Genomic DNA, 17,734 nt, shown 5'->3' on the forward strand with positions numbered 1-17,734 from the left:
TGTGGCGTTCTCCTTAATTCAATCTTGGGAAAGGTGGGTTAAAAACCCACCCTACGAGGCTCAGCCCTTGACGGCTTTGACGATCTTCTGGGCGCCGTCCTTGAGGTCGTCGGCGGCGATCACGTCGAGGCCGGAGGTGTTGATGATCTCCTTGCCTTTCTCCACGTTCGTGCCTTCGAGCCGGACCACCAGCGGGACCTGAAGCCCGACTTCCTTGACGGCGGCGACCACGCCCTCGGCGATCACGTCGCAGCGCATGATGCCGCCGAAGATGTTCACCAGGATGCCCTTCACCTGCGGGTCGGAGGTGATGATCTTGAACGCCTCGGTCACCTTGTCCTTGGTGGCGCCGCCGCCCACGTCGAGGAAGTTGGCGGGCTCGGCGCCGTAGAGCTTGATGATGTCCATCGTCGCCATCGCCAGCCCCGCGCCGTTGACCATGCAGCCGATCTCGCCATCCAGCGCGATGTAGTTGAGGTCGTATTTCGACGCCTCCAGCTCCTTGGGGTCTTCTTCCGTGGTGTCGCGCAGCTCGGCGATGTCGGAATGGCGGTAGACCGCGTTGGAATCGAAACCCATCTTGGCGTCGAGACACTTCAGCTCGTTGCTCTCGGTCAGGATCAGCGGGTTGATCTCGAGCATCTCCATGTCCTTTTCCAGGAACATCTGGTAAAGCGTGCCCATCAGCTTGACGCATTGCTTCACCGCCGCGCCCTCGAGCTCGAGCATGAAGGCGATGCGGCGGCCATGAAACGGCTGGTAGCCGGTGGCGGGATCGACGCTCAGGCTGAGGATCTTCTCGGGCGTCTTCTCGGCCACTTCCTCGATATCCATGCCGCCCTCGGTGGAGGCGACGAAGCTGACGCGGGAGGTCACCCGGTCGACCAGGAGCGCCAGGTAGAATTCCTTGGCGATGGCCGCGCCTTCCTCGATATAGATCCGGCCCACCTGCTTGCCGGCGTCGCCGGTCTGCTTGGTCACCAGCGTGCGGCCCAGCATCTTCTTGGCTTCCTCGGCGGCCTCGGACACCGACTTGGTGATCCGCACGCCGCCCTTGTCGCCGGCGCCTTCCTCCTTGAAGCTGCCCTTGCCGCGGCCGCCGGCATGGATCTGCGCCTTGACCACCCAGACGGGACCGTCAAGCTCGCCCGCCGCCGTCTTCGCCTCCTCCGCGCGCAACACGACACGCCCGTCCGATACAGGCGCCCCGTAAGAGCGCAGCAAGGCCTTCGCCTGGTATTCATGGATGTTCATAGTCTCAAAGCTCCTCCCGATGCTTTTGTCTACTTGATGAGATGCAACAAGTTCTTGAATTCTGGCGTCCCGGCGCGGCCGAGCCACTCGAACACCACCATTTCCGTGGTCACGATGCCGGCGCCACAGGCGCTCAGGCGGGCGATGCAGGCCGCCTCGCTTTCCAGCGTACGCGAGGCGGTGGCGTCGGACACGACGAAAACCTCGTAGCCGTCCTCGATCAGGCTGGCGGCGGTCTGGACCACGCAGATATGCGCCTCCATCCCCGCGATAACCGCCTGCTTGCGATCCAGGCTGCGGAAATGCGCGGCGAATCCCTCGTCTTCCATGCAGGAGAAATGCATTTTCGGCAGCACTGTGGCGTCCGGCGTCTGCAGCTCTGGCACGGTCTTGCCAAGGCCCTTGGGATATTGTTCGGTCATCACGATGGGAATGTTCATCTCGCGCGCCCCGGCGCACAGCGTCCTTGTGTTGCGAATCGTCCGGGCCGGAGCCTGCATCGCGGGGACGAGGCGCTCTTGCATGTCGATGACGATGAGGGCTGATTCGTCGGCGCGGATAAGCAAAAACAGGTCCTTTCTGGCTCGGTGCTGCCACCGTGTGGAATACCAGATACCAGCAATATCTCCTTATCGCAACCTGCGAGGTTTCGGTATTCGCTAACTTGTACTGATGGATCGGGCAGATTTTTTTCGAAATCCAAAAACACAATAAAATCAAAATTATATCGAAAAAAAATCAGCTAAAAATCGGCCTGATTTCGCTGAATTTTCATGCAAAACGGAAAAACCGTTTGTCGAGATAGGTATGCTGTGTATGGTATACCAACGTCGCAAATGACGCCGCGCAACTTGAGATCGGAGAGGGCGCATGAAGCTGAAACCTGTGCCTTCGAACTTCACGCTGAAGGACCACGTCTACGAAATGCTTCGGACTGCGATCACCGAGATGAACATCTACGATGCCGCGACCGATCTGCGCCTTGACGAGCGCAACCTGGCTGAGCAGCTGGGCGTGTCCCGGACACCCCTGCGCGAGGCCGTGGCCCGTCTGGAGCGTGACGGCCTGGTCGAGGTTCAGCCGCGCAAGGGTGTCTTCGTGCAGCGCAAGAGCCTGGACGACATCCTGGACATGATCGTTGCCTGGGCCGCGCTGGAAAGCATGGCCGCGCGGCTGGCCTGCGAACACGCGACGGACCGCGAAATCGCCAGCCTGCGCACCATCGCGGCCAAGTACAACGACGAGCTCGCCGACACGCGCATCTCGGAATATTCCGACGACAACATCCGCTTTCACCAGCGCATCCTCGAGATTTCGCGCTGCACGATGCTGCGGAAGATGGCCGATGGCCTCTTTCTGCACATGAACGCGGTGCGCGTCCGGGCGATGGGCGAGGGCAACCGCGTGCGGCGGTCGGTCGTCGATCACGCAGAAATCATCGAGGCGATCGAGGCACGGGATGCCGATCTGTCCGAACGTCTCGTCCGAGAGCACACCATGCGGTTGCACACCCACGTCAGTCGCACATGGAGCAATTTCGAACTGGCTGTCGGCGCGGGAGGCGCCAAGGCCAGCTAACAGGGAATGAGCAATAGGATAGGGGCCGGAACGGGGCCCCGAACAGGGAGGAAGACCATGGGCATGACCCAGATGACCGATGACCTCGTCGCGCGGGCCGACACGGCTCCGGAAACGTTGACCGACGGGTTTCATCTTCTTATCGACGCGCTGAAGCTGAACGGCGTCGAGACGATCTACAACGTGCCGGGGATCCCGATCACCGACCTCGGACGCTACGCGCAGGCACAGGGTATGCGCGTGCTGTCCTTCCGCCACGAACAACACGCAGGCTATGCGGCCGCTGCCGCCGGTTTCCTGACCAAGAAACCCGGCGTCTGCATGACAGTATCGGCGCCCGGCTTCCTGAACGGCCTGACCGCGCTTGCCCACGCCACCACAAATTGCTGGCCGATGATCCTGATCTCGGGGTCGTCCGAGCGTGAGATCGTCGACCTGCAGCGGGGCGACTACGAAGAGATGGACCAGCTGGCCATCGCGCGACCCCATGCCAAGGCTGCCTATCGTATCCTGCACGCCGAGGATATCGGCCTCGGTGTCGCCCGGGCCGTCCGCGCCGCCCTGACGGGCCGTCCCGGCGGTGTCTATCTGGACGTGCCCGGTGCCCTTCTCGGGCAGGTGATGGACGAGGTCGAGGGCAGCAAGTCCTTGATCAAGGTCGTGGATCCGTCCCCCGCCAGTGTTCCCAGCCCCGCGGCGGTGGATCGCGCGCTGGACGTCATGAAAAACGCCAAAAAGCCGCTGATCATCATCGGCAAGGGCGCGGCCTATGCACAGGCGGACGAGCAGGTGAAGGAACTGGTGGAAACGCTCGGTTTCCCCTACCTGCCGATGTCCATGGCCAAGGGCCTGTTGCCCGACACGCATCCGCAATGCGCCTCGGCGGCCCGCTCTCTTGTGTTGAAGGAAAGCGACTGCGTCTTCCTGATCGGCGCGCGCCTGAACTGGCTGCTCAGCCACGGACAGGGCAAGGCCTGGGGCGAGAAGGGCGCGAAGCAATTCGTCCAGATCGACATCGAACCCAGCGAGATGGACAGCAACCAGCCCATCGCGGCCCCCCTGATCGGTGATATCGGCAGCTGTGCCGGCGCGCTGCTGGAAAAGATCCGCGGCAACTGGGAAAAACCGTCCAAGGACTGGACCGGGGCCGTGCGCTCCAAGGTCGAGGCCAATATCGAACGGATGGCCCCTCGGCTGAAGAACAACAACTCGCCGATGGACTACCAAGGCTCTCTGGGCGTCATCAAGGATTTGATAGCCGAGAACCCGGATACGGTTCTGGTCAACGAAGGCGCCAACGCGCTGGACCAGTGCCGCTCGATCGTCGACATCCACAAGCCCCGCAAGCGTCTGGACGTGGGCACCTGGGGCATCATGGGAATCGGCATGGGCTCAGCCATCGCCGCCGCAGTGGAAACCGGCAACCAGGTCCTCGCGGTCGAAGGCGACAGCGCGTTCGGTTTCTGCGGAATGGAGATCGAGACGGTCTGCCGCTACAACCTGCCCGTCTGCATCGTGATCATGAACAACAACGGCATCTATCGCGGTGACGGCGAAAACTGGTCCGGCGGCGAAGATCCCTCGACCACGGTGTTCGTCAAGGACAGCAAGTACGAATTGATGATGCAGGCCTTCGGTGGGGTCGGCGTGACCGCCAACAACCCCGACGAACTGCGCCAGGCGATCAAGGAGGCGTTTGCAAGCCGCAAGCCCACCCTGATCAACGCCATCATCGCCGAGGATGCCGGCAAGGAAAGCGGCAACATCGGCAACCTGAACCCGTCTTCGGTGGTGGCGCAGAACCGTTACCCCCAAGCCAAGAACATCTGAGCGGGAGAGAACTCATGAAAGCATTGGACGGCATCAAGATCCTGGACTTCACGCATGTTCAGTCGGGTCCGACCTGCACGCAGCTTCTGGCGTGGTTCGGGGCGGACGTGCTGAAGGTGGAGCGGCCCGGCGTGGGCGACGCCACGCGGCAGCAGCTGGTGGATGTGCCGGGGGCGGACAGCCTGTACTTCACCATGCTCAACCACAACAAGCGTTCGATCGAGCTCAATTCAAAGAACGAGACCGGCAAGCAGGTGCTGACCCGGTTGATCGAGGAATGCGACGTGCTGGTCGAGAACTTCGCGCCCGGCGCGCTCGACCGGATGGGGTTCAGCTGGGAGCGGATCCAGGAGATCAACCCCCGCATCATCATGGCCTCGGTCAAGGGGTTCGGGCCCGGCAAGTACCAGGATTGCAAGGTCTATGAGAACGTGGCGCAATGCGCCGGCGGCTCGGCCTCGACCACCGGGTTCCGCGACGGCCCGCCGCTGGTGACGGGCGCGCAGATCGGTGACTCGGGCACCGGCCTGCATCTCTGCCTCGGCATCATGACGGCGCTCTTCCAGCGCGAGCGCACGGGCCGCGGCCAGAAGGTGCTGGCGCCGATGCAGGACGGGGTGCTGAACCTCTGCCGCGTCAAGCTGCGCGACCAGCAGCGGCTGGAGGCGGGCCCGCTGAAGGAATACAGCCAGTACGGCGAGGGCATCGAGTTCGGCGAGGCGACGCCGCGCGCGGGCAACGACTCGGGCGGCGGCCAGCCGGGGCGGATCCTGAAATGCAAGGGCTGGGAGGACGACCCCAACGCTTACACCTACTTCATCACCCAGGCCGCGGTGTGGGAGCAGATCTGCGACGTGATCGGCAAGCCGGAGTGGAAGACGGCCGAGGGCTATGCCACGCCGCCCGAGCGTCTGGACAAGCTGAACGAGATCTTCGGGGCGATCGAGGAGTGGACCATGACCAAGACGAAGTTCGAGGTGATGGACATCTGCAACCCGCTGAACATCCCCGTCGGCCCGATCCTGTCGACCAAGGAGCTGATCGAGGACGAGGGGCTGCGGGCGACGGGCACGATCGTCGATGTGGAGCATCCCAAGCGCGGCAAATACGCGTCGGTGGGCTGCCCGATCAAGCTGAGCGACAGCCCGGTGGAGGTGACCCGCTCGCCGCTTCTTGGCGAGCACACGGTGGAGATCCTGCGCGACGTGCTGGGCTATGACGGCGAGGACCTGCAGGCGGTGCTCGACAGCGGCGCTGTGGGCGACCCGCAGAAAACCGCGGCGGAGTAGTAAAGGAAAGAACGGCGGAGTGCGGCGCATGTCCGCACCTGCCGGACCCAAGGGAGGAAGAAAATGCGATTGATCGTCATGGGGCAGCAAGCCTTCGGCAAGGATGCGCTGGCCAAGATCATCGAGACCGGAACCGACGAGGTCGTGGCCGTGTATTGCGAGCCCGACCGGGATGGCAAGCCGGTGGACCCGATCAAGGAGTTCGCGCTGGAAAAGGGTCTGCCCGTCGAGCAGCCCGCGAATTTCGACGATGCAGCGACACTTGAAACACTGGCGAAGTTCGATGCCGACCTCATGGTCATGGCCTTCGTCAACGTCTTCGTGCCCGAGGCGGCGCGGGATACGCCCAAGCACGGCTCGATCTGTTTCCACCCGTCGCTTCTGCCGCTGCATCGCGGCCCCAGCGCGGTCAATTGGCCCATCATCATGGGCTCGGACAAGTCGGGCTTCAGCTGGTTCTACCCGTCCGACGGGCTGGACGAAGGCGACAGCCTGATGCAGTGGGAATGCGAGATCGGCCCCGACGACACGGTGATCGACCTCTATTTCAAGAAGATCTACCCGGCGGCAGTGGACAGCGTGCTGGAGGTCTGCGACCTTTTCCGCGCCGGCAATCCGCCGCATATCGTGCCGGACGAGGACGAGGCCACCTACGAGCGGCGCTGCACCGCGCGGCACTCGGAAATCTGCTGGCACCGTCCGGTGGGGCAGGTCTATGACCTCATCCGCGGCACGAACCCCGCGCCCGGCGCCTGGACCACCTACAAGGGGGCCAAGCTGGGGATCTTCGACAGTGCCCGCGCCTCCGGCGACGGCATTTCCGGCCGCGTCCGCGCCATCACCGACGACGGCATCGAGGTGCAGTGCGTCGGCGGCCGTATCCTGGTCAAACGAGTACGCCCCGAGGGCGGGGACAAGACACCCGCCGCCCAGTGGGCCTCCGAGGTCGGCCTTGAGGTCGGCGAAGAATTTCCAAGCTGAAACGCGACAAAGGAACCTACAATGAGCCACAAATCAGACATCGAGATTGCGCGTGCGGCGTCGAAGAAGCCGATCCAGGAGATTGGCGACAAGCTTGGGATACCGTCCGAGCACCTGCTGCCCTACGGGCATGACAAGGCGAAGGTGAGCCAGGACTACATCAACTCGGTGAAGAGCAACGAGAACGGCAAGCTGATTCTCGTGACCGCGATCAACCCGACGCCGGCGGGCGAGGGCAAGACCACCACCACGGTGGGCCTGGGCGACGGTCTGAACCACATCGGCAAGAAGGCGATGATCTGCATCCGCGAGGCCTCGCTGGGGCCGAACTTCGGGATGAAGGGCGGCGCCGCGGGCGGCGGCTATGCCCAGGTGGTGCCGATGGAGGACATGAACCTGCATTTCACCGGCGACTTCCACGCGATCACCTCGGCCCATGCGCTCTTGAGCGCGATGATCGACAACCACGTCTACTGGGGCAACGACGCCGAGATCGACACCCGCCGGATCGTCTGGCGCCGGGTGGTAGACATGAACGACCGCTCCTTGCGTCAGATCACGTCCAGCTTGGGCGGCGTGGCCAACGGCTTTGCCCGCGAGGACGGCTTCGACATCACCGTGGCCTCGGAAGTGATGGCGATCCTCTGCCTGGCGAGTGACCTCAAGGACCTCGAGGAGCGGCTGGGCGCGATGATCGTGGCCTATCGCCGCGACCGCAGCCCGGTTTTCTGCCGCGATATCAAGGCCGAAGGCGCGATGACCGTCCTTTTGAAGGACGCGATGCAGCCCAACCTGGTGCAGACGCTGGAGAACAACCCGGCCTTCGTGCATGGCGGTCCGTTCGCCAATATCGCGCATGGCTGCAACTCGGTCATCGCCACGACCACGGCGCTGAAGATCGCCGATTACGTGGTGACGGAAGCCGGGTTCGGCGCCGACCTGGGCGCGGAGAAGTTCATGAACATCAAGTGCCGCAAGGCCGGGATCGCGCCGTCGGCGGTGGTGATCGTGGCGACGGTGCGGGCGATGAAGATGAACGGCGGCGTGGCCAAGGCGGACCTTGGCGCCGAGAACGTGGACGCGGTGAAGGCGGGCTGCCCGAACCTGGGCCGGCATATCGAAAATGTTAAGTCTTTCGGTGTCCCGGTGGTGGTGGCGATCAACCACTTCGTGACCGACACCGATGCCGAGGTGCAGGCGGTGAAGGACTTCGTGGCGGAAAACGGCGCCGAGGCGGTGCTGTCGCGCCACTGGGAGCTGGGCTCTGAAGGCTCGGCGGACCTGGCGAAGAAGGTCGTGGAGACGATCGAGAAGGGAGAGGCGGACTTCAAGCCGATCTACCCCGACGAGATGGGCCTCTTCGAGAAGGTCGAGACGATCGCCAAGAAGATCTACCGCGCCGACGAGGTGATCGCGGACAAGAAGATCCGCGACCAGCTGAAGAGCTGGGAAGAGCAGGGATACGGCAACCTGCCGGTCTGCATGGCGAAGACGCAGTACAGCTTCTCGACCGATCCGACGCAGCGCGGGGCGCCCACGGGCCACTCGGTCCCGGTGCGCGAAGTGCGCCTGTCGGCCGGCGCGGGCTTCGTCGTGGTGGTCTGCGGCGAGATCATGACCATGCCCGGCCTGCCCAGTCGGCCGGCGTCGGAATCCATCCGCCTGAACGACCAGGGCGAAATCGAAGGGTTGTTCTAAGCCATGGCTTACGACTCCATCCACAGCATCATGCTTCCGGTGCGGGGCGACGGCAAAGGCGATAACGTCTTTGCCCACGCCGCCGCCCTGGCGCGGCGCTTCGGCGCCCGGGTCCGCGTGGTGCATTGCCATCCCAAGACCGAGGACATGATGCCTTACGGCGTCGTGATCCCGACCATGCTGCGCCGCCAGATCGAGGATGCGGCGCATGCAAATGCCGACGTGACCCGGGACCAGCTCTACGGTGAGTTCGAGAAGCAAGCCAGGAAACTCGGGCTCGAGATCGCCGATCACGAGTTGGACAAGCCCACGACCCGGTTCATCGAGTACGAAGGCAAGCAGGTCGATGCAGTGCAAAGATACGGTCGCCTGTGCGACCTTGTCTGCGTGGCCAAACCGGACCAGAAGATGAACCTCGGGGTCAACACTTTGAAATCGGCGCTGTTTTCTTCGGGCCGACCGGTGATGATGTGCCCCGACCAGGACGTTGCAGACGCCGGTTTCGCGGATCACGTCACCATCGGCTGGAACGGATCGCTCGAGGCGACACGCGCCGTGGCGATGGCGATGCCTATCATTTCCAACGCCAAGAAGGTCACGATCCTGCACACCGGCGACAGCCCCAAGGACGAGCATCCCGGGGCGGACCAGTTGCAGCGCTATCTCGAACTGCGCGGCGTCGCGGCCGACATCCGGCTTTTCAAGGCCGAGGGGCGCAACGTCGGCCGGCAGCTTTTGTCGGAAACCCGCGCCGCGGGCGCCGGGATGCTGATCATCGGCGCCTATCACGACAGTTACGAACGGGAATCCCTGTTCGGTGGCAACTCGCAAGTCGTTGTCGCCGAGGCGGATTTCCCGGTCATCATGGTTCATTGAGGAGAGAGGGGAGGCTCGACGAAGACAGAGCAGACGACCAGGAATGGGGCAAGCGCCAAACACGTCAAGAATGCACGCGCACCAGCCCTGACACACATGGAGACCATAGGGAGGATAACCATGAATACCTTTAAGCTACTTGTTGCAAGTGCGTCCGCACTGGCATTGACGGCACCGGCAGCGCTGGCGGAATGGCAGCCGAAAAAGCCGGTCGAGTTCATCATCATGGCCGGCACCGGCGGCGGGGCGGACCAGATCGCGCGGCTGCTGCAGGGCCTCATCCAGAAAAAGGACCTGAGCCCGCGCCCCTTCATCCCGATCAACAAGCCGGGTGGTTCGGGCGCCGAGGCGCTGCGCTACATGCAGGACAAGGCGGGTGACAATCACACCGTCATGATGACTCTGAACAGCTTCTACACCACGCCGATCATCCAGGAGGATCTCGGCATCGACGTGACCGAGTTCACGCCCATCGGCCTGATGGCCATGGACACGTTCCTGCTGTGGGTCAACACCGACCGCGAGGACATCACCGATCTCGACAGCTTCAACGCCGTCGTGTCCGAGGCCGGCAAGGACTGGAAGGTCGGCGGCACCGGATCGGGCCAGGAAGACAGCGTTCTGACCGCGATGATGGAAGCCGAGTTCGGCTATGACGTGACCTACATCCCGTTCCCGGGCGGTGGCACGGTGGCCAAGAACCTCGTGGGCAACCAGATCGACAGCACCGTCAACAACCCCGCCGAGCAGATGGAGTTCTGGCGCGCGGGCAACACCAAGCCGCTGGTCCAATTCTCGGCCGAACGCATGCCGGCCTTCCCGGACGTGCCGACGGCCAAGGAGCTGGGGGTAGAGATCGAGTACTACATGCAGCGCTCGGTCAACGGGCCTCCGGACATGGATCCCGAGGCGGTCGAATGGTACGTGAACCTTTTCCAGGAACTGTTCGACAGCGAGGAATGGCAGGCGTTCTGCAAGTCCGACGGCCTGACCTGCGACTCGATGATGAAGGGCGAGGACCTCGCCACGTTCCACGAAAACCAGAAGGTCGCGCATGAAAAGCTGATCGAAAAGGTCGGCGCGGGTGCGATCACCGGCGAGTAAGCCAATCCTGAAAACAGCAGGGCCCGGACGTGCCGGGCCCTGCACCTGGATGCCTGACGATCCGGGCGCGGGCAGGTTGGTCCGGCAGGGACACGCCCCCTCGAAAGATCGCAAACGATTTATACGGAGCCAAAGAGAATGACGGTCCGGACAGCGGAACTCCTGATGGCGATCGTGACCCTGCTGGTGTCACTCGGCCTGATGTTAAACGTATACACAGACGACCTCAGTATCGGTTGGGTCAGGGGCAGGGGTCCCGGTGCCGGCATGTGGCCGTTCTGGTTGTCGGCGGGCATGGCACTGGCCTCCGTCGCCACCCTCGTGCGATGGGCGCAGAAAAAGACGCCGGAGTCGCGCAACACCGATCCCTACATATCCAGAGACACGATCTTTCTCGTGTCGATCTCGGCGGGGTCGGTTCTCGCGCTGCTGATCATGATGACGTTCATCGGCACCTACCTGGCGCTGGTCATCTTCATGCTGTTCTTCGTGCGCTTCATGGGGCGGCATTCGTGGCCGATGACCCTCGGCTTCGCAATCGGCACGCCGATTTTCGTCTACCTGCTCTTCGAGGTGGCGTTGACGAAGTACCTGCCGAAGGGACTGCCGATCTTCGAGGACGCATTCCTCTGGGTCGATAACTTCCGCTACGAATGGTTCTACTGAGAGGTCTGACGAGAGATGGAAACGATACTTGTATCTTTGACAGCAGGCCTTCTGGAGGCGTTCCAGCCCCTGAACCTGATGATGATTTTCGCGGGCTGCCTTGCGGGGCTGTTCGTGGGCTGTATGCCGGGTCTCGGCTCGGTCAACGGGGTGGCAATCCTGCTTCCCATCACCTTCCTGGTGCCGCCGACGACGGCGATCATCTTCCTTGCCGCGCTCTATTACGGGGCGATGTACGGGGGGGCGATCAGTTCGATCACCCTGGGTATTCCAGGGGCGTCAACGGCCGTGGCAACGGTGTTCGACGGGCGACCCATGGCCCAGGCCGGCAAGGCCGACCAGGCGCTCATGGCCGCGGCCATCGCGTCTTTCATCGGCGGCACGGTCTCGATCATCCTCTTCACGCTCTTCGCGCCGCCCCTGGCCGCCTTCGCGCTGAAGTTCGGACCACAGGAGGAGTTCGCGCTGATGCTGTTGGCCTTCGCCACCTTCATCGGTCTGGGTGGGGACGACATACCCAAAACGATCTTCTCGATCCTTCTGGGTCTCGTTCTAGCCGCGGTCGGCTTTGACATCATCTCGGGCAGCCCGCGCCTGATCTTCTTCGACATGGTCGAATTCCAGCGCGGCATCGGCTTTCTGGTGCTGGCGATCGGCATCTATGGGATCGGCGAGATGCTCTGGACGCTGGAAACCACCAGCGGCAAGGTGCAGATGCACAACGTCAAGATCTCGATGTCGCGGATGAAGGAGAACTTCAAGCAGATCCGGCAGTACATCAACTCGACCTGGGTGGGCTCGTTCCTCGGCTTCTTCGTGGGCACGCTGCCCGCGGCGGGGGCCACCCCGGCGGCACTGATGTCCTATGGTCTCAGCAAGACCTTCTCGAAGGATCCCGACAGCTTCGGCAAAGGCAACGTGGCCGGTGTGGCCGCGCCTGAATCGGCCAACAACGCGGCCTCGACCGGCTCGATGCTGCCGATGATCACGCTGGGCATTCCCGGCTCGCCCACCACGGCGATCCTCTTGGGTGGCATGATCATCTGGGGCCTGCGCCCCGGGCCGCTGCTGTTCACCGAAAGCCCGGATTTCGTCTGGGGCCTGATCGGCTCGATGTACGTGGCCAACGCGGTGACGGTGATCCTGAACATCGCGCTGATCCCGATCTTCATCCGGGTGCTGGCGATGCCGTTCACCCTGCTGACGCCGATCATCTTCACGCTCTGCGTGCTGGGGGTCTTCGCCACGACGGACCGGATGTTCGACACCTGGATCATGCTGATCATCGGCGTGGTGGGCTACCTGATGCGCAAGCTGAACTACCCGGTGGCGCCGGCGGTTCTGGCCATCGTGCTTGGGCCCCTGGCAGAACGCTCGCTGCGCCAGTCGCTGATCTCGGCTCAGGGCGACGCGACCACGTTCATCACGCGCCCGATCTCGCTGGTCTGCATCTGCCTTGCACTGGCGCTGGTCCTGTTCCCGGTGGTGCAGCGCATCCTGCGCAAGCGCAAGAAGGCGGCGGAACGCCGGGCCTGATACGGGCCTGATACGGGCCTGATACGGGCCACGCATCTTTCCGCGACGCCCAACGCCTGCCCCCTGATCTCCCGGGGGGCAGGCTTTTTCGTGGCTTCAGCTTTCGTAGCGGGTCGAGCCGCGCCGGTTGGCGTCGATCGGCAGGTTGATGAACAACGGCTGGTGCGCGCGCTGCGAACAGGCCTGCCGCGGGCAAAGCTGACAGTTGATGCCGATCGGCTGATAGAGCGTCGGGTCGTCGATCTTGAAGCTGGCGGCATAGCGGATGCGATGCGCGTGACGGGCCTCGCAGCCCAGCGTCAGCGTCAGGCGGCGGTCCTGGGTTTCGGCACTGAAGACGGGGCGATGCACCGTCCGGCTGATCGAAAAGAACTGCTGCCCGTCCGGCATCTCGACAAATTGCGGAAAGATCACACCGGGCACCGAAAAGGCGGCATGCACGTTCCACACCGGGCAGGCCCCGCCATACTCGGCCAGGTCGAACGAGGTGGCGTTGAACCGCTTGGTCACGTTGCCCGCCCGGTCCAGCCGCAGCAGGAAGAACGGAATGCCCTGCGCCTTGTCGCGCTGCATCGTCGTCAGGCGGTGGCAGGCCTGCTCGAAGGTCACGCCGAACGCGAGCGCGATGCGGTCGATGTCATAGCCCGTTTCCTCGGCGGTGTTCAGAAACGGCTCGTAGGGCATCAGGAAAGCGGCGGCGAAGTAATTGCCAAGCTCGACCTCCAGCCGGGGCTGAACCCGTTCGGGATCGGTCTGCGCGTTGCGCGCCATCTTGGCGATCATCCGCCCCTCGGTCAGAAAGGCCAGGACATGCGCCATCTGGAAGGCGCGGTTCTCGGTATTGAGCGCCTGTGACAGCAACAGCGTGCGGCTGGTGTCATCGTAGATACGCAGCGACTCGCCCATTTCCTCCAGTGACCGCACCTCCACCGACACCCCGTGGTGTTTCTGCAGGCCCGCGCGCAGATCGACAAACAGCGATTCCGGCGCGACGGGGATCGCCCGGCGCGCATTTTCGGCGGCCACCTCCAGCACGGCGAAGTAATTGCTGTTCTTGCGGAAAATATCGTGAATCGCGTTCTCGGGCGAGGCGTGAAGCATCTCTTCGTCCCGCCCATCCATGCCGCCGCGCATGATGATGCGAAGGGCGGCGCGATGCGCCCGGTGCAACTGCAGGAAATGATCGACAAAAGCCGGCGCACGGTCGATGGCGCTGCGCAGCTCCTGGATGTCGGGGGCCGCGCCTTCCAGCGTGGTGTCGCCGAATGCGTTGCGCAGATCGGCCAGCACATGGGCGCTGTTGTCCTTCGTCAATTCCTTTACGTCCACGTCGAACGTCTCGGAAATCGCCAGAAGCATCTTGACCGACAGGCTTCTCTGGTTGTTTTCCAAGAGGTTCACGTAAGCGGGGCTGATCCCCAGACGTTCGGCGACGTCCGCCTGCGTCAGGTCGCGCGCGATGCGCAGCTGGCGCAGCTTGGGGCCGATAAAGGTCTTTGCCATGGCAGGAACTTTACAAGATTACAGATACAGAAGTTGTAATCATTATCAATAACACATTTACACGAATTTTGTAGAAGAATCTGCTCACGCAATTATCTTGCGTGATGAAATGACAAGGAGATTTCATCATGGCTCGCAAGGTTCTGATTCTGGGGGCATCCTACGGCTCGCTCTTGGGCACCAAACTGTTGATGGCCGGCCAGGACGTGACGCTGGTCTGTCGCCAGGCGACGGCGGACATCATCAACGAACAGGGCACCGAAGTCCGCATCAAGCTGCGTGACGAGGATGAACACCGCGCCTTCAAGTCGGGTGACCTTCCGGGCACGCTCGATGCCAAGGCGCCGGGCGACGTGATCCCCGAGGACTATGACCTCGTGGCCCTCGCCATGTCCGAGCCGCAATACGGCAACGCCGAGATCACCAAGCTGATGAAGCGGATCGCGGCGTCCGGGCGGCCCTGCCTCTCGATCATGAACATGCCGCCGCTGCCTTACCTCAAGCGGATCGAGGGCCTGGACGCCGAGGCGCTGCGCCCGGCCTTCAACAGCATCGAGCCGTGGGAGGATTTCAAGCCCGGCCTCGTGTCGCTGTGCAGCCCCGATCCGCAGGCGTTCCGCCCGCCCGAGGAAGGCCCGAACGTCCTGCATGTGGGCCTGCCCACCAACTTCAAGGCCGCACCGTTCGAGGATCCGGCCCACACCGCCATGGTGCGGGAACTGGAAGAGGCGATCGAGGCCGTGCGCGTCGACGGCAAGGACGTGCCGGTCAAGCTGCGCCTCTTCGATTCCCTGTTCGTGCCCTTCGCCAAGTGGGCCATGCTGCTGACCGGCAACTACCGCTGCGTCCAGCGCGACGGCGTTCGCCCCATCAAGGAAGCGGTGCATGGCGACCTGCTGGAATCGCAGTCGATCTACAGCAAGATCTGCGACCTAGTCATGCAACTCGGCGCGGACGAGGACGACCAGGTGCCGTTCGAGAAATATGCCAGTGCCGCGAATGGCCTGCTGAAGCCGTCCTCGGCCGCCAGGGCCATCGACAGCGGTGCGGACTCGATCGAACGGGTCGACATGCTGGTGAAACTGATCGCCGACCAGAAGGGCAAGCCCATGGCCGAAGCGGACGAAACCGTGTCGATCATCGACGCCCGCCTGGAAGAGAACCGCAAGAAAGCCGCGGCCTGAACGCCTGACCACGCTTTGACGATTTCGGCCCGGTCGGCGCCACGCGCCGGCCGGGTCTTTTCATGCGCTCGCACGCCTCGCCGTCCCCGCCCGGCGAACGCCGGCGGTCTCCTGCCCCTTGGACCTATTGTTTCCGCCAGTCGCGCCAATTGAGGTTGCGTTCGGCGTGCCGCATCCCCCATCCTGCGGGGCACGCGGGCACCGGCGCAGTCCGGCCGGGTCCCGGGTGCAACAGCAAGAGGAGTGCAGACTTGGCCTTCGCCCTGTCGAACATACTGGCGGCCCGGAAGACCATCGCCGGCATCGCCGACGCCACGCCTTTCGTGCCGTCGCCTTTCATGACCGAAAAGACCGGCACCGAATTCCTGATGAAGCTCGAAAACATGCAGCCCATCGGCGCGTTCAAGCTGCGCGGCGCGGTGAACGCGGTGATGAACCTGCCCGAAGACGTCGCCGGCGTGACCTGCTGTTCGACCGGCAACCACGGGCGCGGCGTGGCCTATGCCGCCGCGCATCGCGGTCTGCGGGCGGTGATCTGCATGTCGAGCCTGGTGCCACAGGCCAAGGTCGACGGCATCCGCGCGCTGGGGGCCGAGGTGCAGATCTGCGGCAAGAGCCAGGACGACGCGCTGGCCGAAAGTCTGCGACTGGTCGACAGCGACGGCCTGGTCGAGATTTCGCCTTTCGACGACCCGCACGTGATCGCCGGGCAGGGGACAATCGGGCTGGAAATGCTCCAGGCCCGCCCGGACCTGGGCACCATCCTCGTGCCGCTTTCGGGCGGCGGCCTGGCCGCCGGGGTCGCGGTTGCGGCCAAGGCGATCAACCCGCAGATCAGGGTGATCGGCATCAGCATGGACCGCGGCGCGGCCATGCACGCCTCGGTCGCCGCTGGTCACCCGGTCGAGGTCGAGGAGGTCGCCAGCCTCGCCGACAGCCTTGGCGGCGGGATCGGCATGGACAACAAGCTGTCCTTCGCGCTCTGCCGCGATCACCTGGACGACATCGTGCTTGTCACCGAGGAAGAGATCTACCACGCCATGCAAGTGCTGTTCTACGAGGACCGCATTGTGGCCGAAGGCGCCTGCGTCGTTGGCATTGCGGCGCTCCTGTCGGGCAAGCTGGCAGCGCTGCCGGGGCCCATCGGCACGATCATCACGGGCCGCAATCTCGATATGGGTATGTTCCACCGGATCATGGCGGGCGAGGATATCCGGCTTGGCGACACCATGGTGAAAGGACGCGCCTATGGCACATGAGATCCAGATCGTGACAGAGGCGGAACTGCGCGCCGCCATTCAATTGGACGTGGAGATTGTGGATGTCGTCGAACGCGCCTTCGCTGCACTTGCCGGTGGCGAGGTGGTGATGCCGCCGATCCTGTCCATGGACCTGCCGCAGGCCAATGCCGAGGTCGACGTGAAAACCGCCTATATCCCCGGCTTCGACGGGTTCGCCATCAAGGTCAGCCCGGGCTTTTTCGACAATCCCAAGCTGGGGCTGTCCAGCCTGAACGGCCTGATGATCCTCTTTTCGGCCAAGACCGGGCTGGTCGAGGCGGTCTACCTCGACAACGGCTATCTCACCGATATTCGCACCGCCGCAGCGGGGGCCGTGGCCGCGCGGCACCTCGCGCCGGACACCATCGAGACGGCGGGGGTCATCGGCACCGGCGTGCAGGCACGGCTGCAAATTCAGGCCGCGCATCTGGTGCGACCGTTCAAGCGCGTCCTGGTCCACGGACGCGATCCGGCCAAGGCTGCCGCCTGTGCCCAGGACCTCGCGCAGACCCTTGGCATCGCGGCCGAAGCGGTCGCCGATCCCGCCACGCTCGTGGCCGACAGCCAGCTTGTCGTCACCACCACGCCCGCCCGCACGCCCGTACTGATGGCCGACTGGCTGCACCCCGGCCTGCACATCACTGCCATGGGTTCCGACCAGGAGGGCAAGAACGAGATCGACCCGGCGGCGCTGGCCGCGGCGGACCTTTACGTCTGCGACCGGGTCAGCCAGTGCCAGACCAGCGGCGAACTGGAAGCCGCCCGTGCCGCGGGCGTATTGGCCGACGTCACCCCGCCCGAACTGGGCGAGATCATTGCCGGCACCGCCACGGGCCGCAGAACCCCCGAAGACGTCACGATCTGCGACCTTACCGGCACCGGCGCGCAGGACACTGCCATCGCCAGCCATGTCCGCGCCGCCTTGCCGGATACCGGCACGCGCATCGAGACCTGA

The 17,734-nt window shown here is 63.7% G+C and carries 15 protein-coding genes; 12 read left to right on the forward strand and 3 right to left on the reverse strand.

The window, feature by feature from the left end:
• Positions 1 to 60: 60 nt before the first annotated feature.
• Positions 61 to 1,254, reverse strand: a complete 1,194-nt coding sequence (gene sucC, locus FIU89_RS03725; RefSeq protein WP_152491347.1) for an ADP-forming succinate--CoA ligase subunit beta — start codon at positions 1,252 to 1,254, stop codon at positions 61 to 63.
• 29 nt (positions 1,255 to 1,283) lie between these two features.
• Positions 1,284 to 1,820, reverse strand: a complete 537-nt coding sequence (locus FIU89_RS03730) for a hydrolase (RefSeq protein ID WP_152491348.1) — start codon at positions 1,818 to 1,820, stop codon at positions 1,284 to 1,286.
• 304 nt (positions 1,821 to 2,124) lie between these two features.
• On the opposite strand from FIU89_RS03730, the gene FIU89_RS03735 reads away from it, so the two are divergent.
• From FIU89_RS03735 to FIU89_RS03775, 9 genes are all read left to right on the forward strand, one after another.
• Entirely contained in the window at positions 2,125 to 2,832 is a 708-nt protein-coding gene (locus tag FIU89_RS03735; protein ID WP_152491349.1) for a GntR family transcriptional regulator, read from the forward strand.
• Between the two features lie 57 nt (positions 2,833 to 2,889).
• On the forward strand, positions 2,890 to 4,662 hold the full coding sequence (gene oxc / locus FIU89_RS03740; RefSeq protein WP_216647049.1) for an oxalyl-CoA decarboxylase: 1,773 nt from the start codon (positions 2,890 to 2,892) through the stop codon (positions 4,660 to 4,662).
• A 14-nt stretch (positions 4,663 to 4,676) separates the two neighbouring features.
• Complete coding sequence (gene frc / locus FIU89_RS03745) at positions 4,677 to 5,951, forward strand: formyl-CoA transferase (protein WP_152491350.1); 1,275 nt, start codon at positions 4,677 to 4,679, stop codon at positions 5,949 to 5,951.
• A gap of 63 nt (positions 5,952 to 6,014) precedes the next feature.
• Positions 6,015 to 6,932: a methionyl-tRNA formyltransferase gene (locus FIU89_RS03750; protein WP_254701782.1), complete on the forward strand. Its 918-nt coding sequence runs from the start codon at positions 6,015 to 6,017 to the stop codon at positions 6,930 to 6,932.
• 21 nt (positions 6,933 to 6,953) lie between these two features.
• Positions 6,954 to 8,630, forward strand: coding sequence for a formate--tetrahydrofolate ligase (locus FIU89_RS03755; RefSeq protein ID WP_152491351.1), 1,677 nt, complete (start codon positions 6,954 to 6,956; stop codon positions 8,628 to 8,630).
• Between the two features lie 3 nt (positions 8,631 to 8,633).
• Positions 8,634 to 9,506, forward strand: coding sequence for a universal stress protein (locus FIU89_RS03760; RefSeq protein WP_152491352.1), 873 nt, complete (start codon positions 8,634 to 8,636; stop codon positions 9,504 to 9,506).
• A gap of 120 nt (positions 9,507 to 9,626) precedes the next feature.
• Positions 9,627 to 10,610: a tripartite tricarboxylate transporter substrate binding protein gene (locus FIU89_RS03765; protein WP_152491353.1), complete on the forward strand. Its 984-nt coding sequence runs from the start codon at positions 9,627 to 9,629 to the stop codon at positions 10,608 to 10,610.
• 138 nt (positions 10,611 to 10,748) lie between these two features.
• Positions 10,749 to 11,276: a tripartite tricarboxylate transporter TctB family protein gene (locus tag FIU89_RS03770; RefSeq protein ID WP_152491354.1), complete on the forward strand. Its 528-nt coding sequence runs from the start codon at positions 10,749 to 10,751 to the stop codon at positions 11,274 to 11,276.
• Positions 11,277 to 11,354: 78 nt separating this feature from the next.
• Positions 11,355 to 12,812 (forward strand): tripartite tricarboxylate transporter permease, encoded by a 1,458-nt coding sequence (locus FIU89_RS03775; protein WP_254701853.1) that lies wholly within the window; start codon positions 11,355 to 11,357, stop codon positions 12,810 to 12,812.
• A gap of 96 nt (positions 12,813 to 12,908) precedes the next feature.
• Here the strand turns inward: FIU89_RS03775 and FIU89_RS03780 are convergent, their stop codons facing one another.
• Positions 12,909 to 14,315: a short-chain fatty acyl-CoA regulator family protein gene (locus tag FIU89_RS03780; RefSeq protein WP_152491356.1), complete on the reverse strand. Its 1,407-nt coding sequence runs from the start codon at positions 14,313 to 14,315 to the stop codon at positions 12,909 to 12,911.
• A gap of 128 nt (positions 14,316 to 14,443) precedes the next feature.
• Here FIU89_RS03780 and FIU89_RS03785 point away from each other — a divergent pair, with 128 nt between their 5' ends.
• The 3 genes from FIU89_RS03785 to FIU89_RS03795 all read left to right on the forward strand — a co-directional run bounded on the left by FIU89_RS03785 (position 14,444) and on the right by FIU89_RS03795 (position 17,734).
• The gene (locus FIU89_RS03785; RefSeq protein WP_152491357.1) at positions 14,444 to 15,499 is read left to right on the forward strand and encodes a ketopantoate reductase family protein; all 1,056 of its coding nucleotides are present in this window, start codon (positions 14,444 to 14,446) and stop codon (positions 15,497 to 15,499) included.
• A 251-nt stretch (positions 15,500 to 15,750) separates the two neighbouring features.
• Positions 15,751 to 16,758, forward strand: coding sequence for a hydroxyectoine utilization dehydratase EutB (gene eutB, locus FIU89_RS03790; RefSeq protein ID WP_254701783.1), 1,008 nt, complete (start codon positions 15,751 to 15,753; stop codon positions 16,756 to 16,758).
• Positions 16,748 to 17,734: a cyclodeaminase gene (locus FIU89_RS03795; RefSeq protein WP_152491359.1), complete on the forward strand. Its 987-nt coding sequence runs from the start codon at positions 16,748 to 16,750 to the stop codon at positions 17,732 to 17,734. Before eutB ends, FIU89_RS03795 begins: the two co-directional genes overlap by 11 nt.

This window comes from Roseovarius sp. THAF27, assembly GCF_009363655.1.
Lineage (GTDB): Bacteria > Pseudomonadota > Alphaproteobacteria > Rhodobacterales > Rhodobacteraceae > Roseovarius.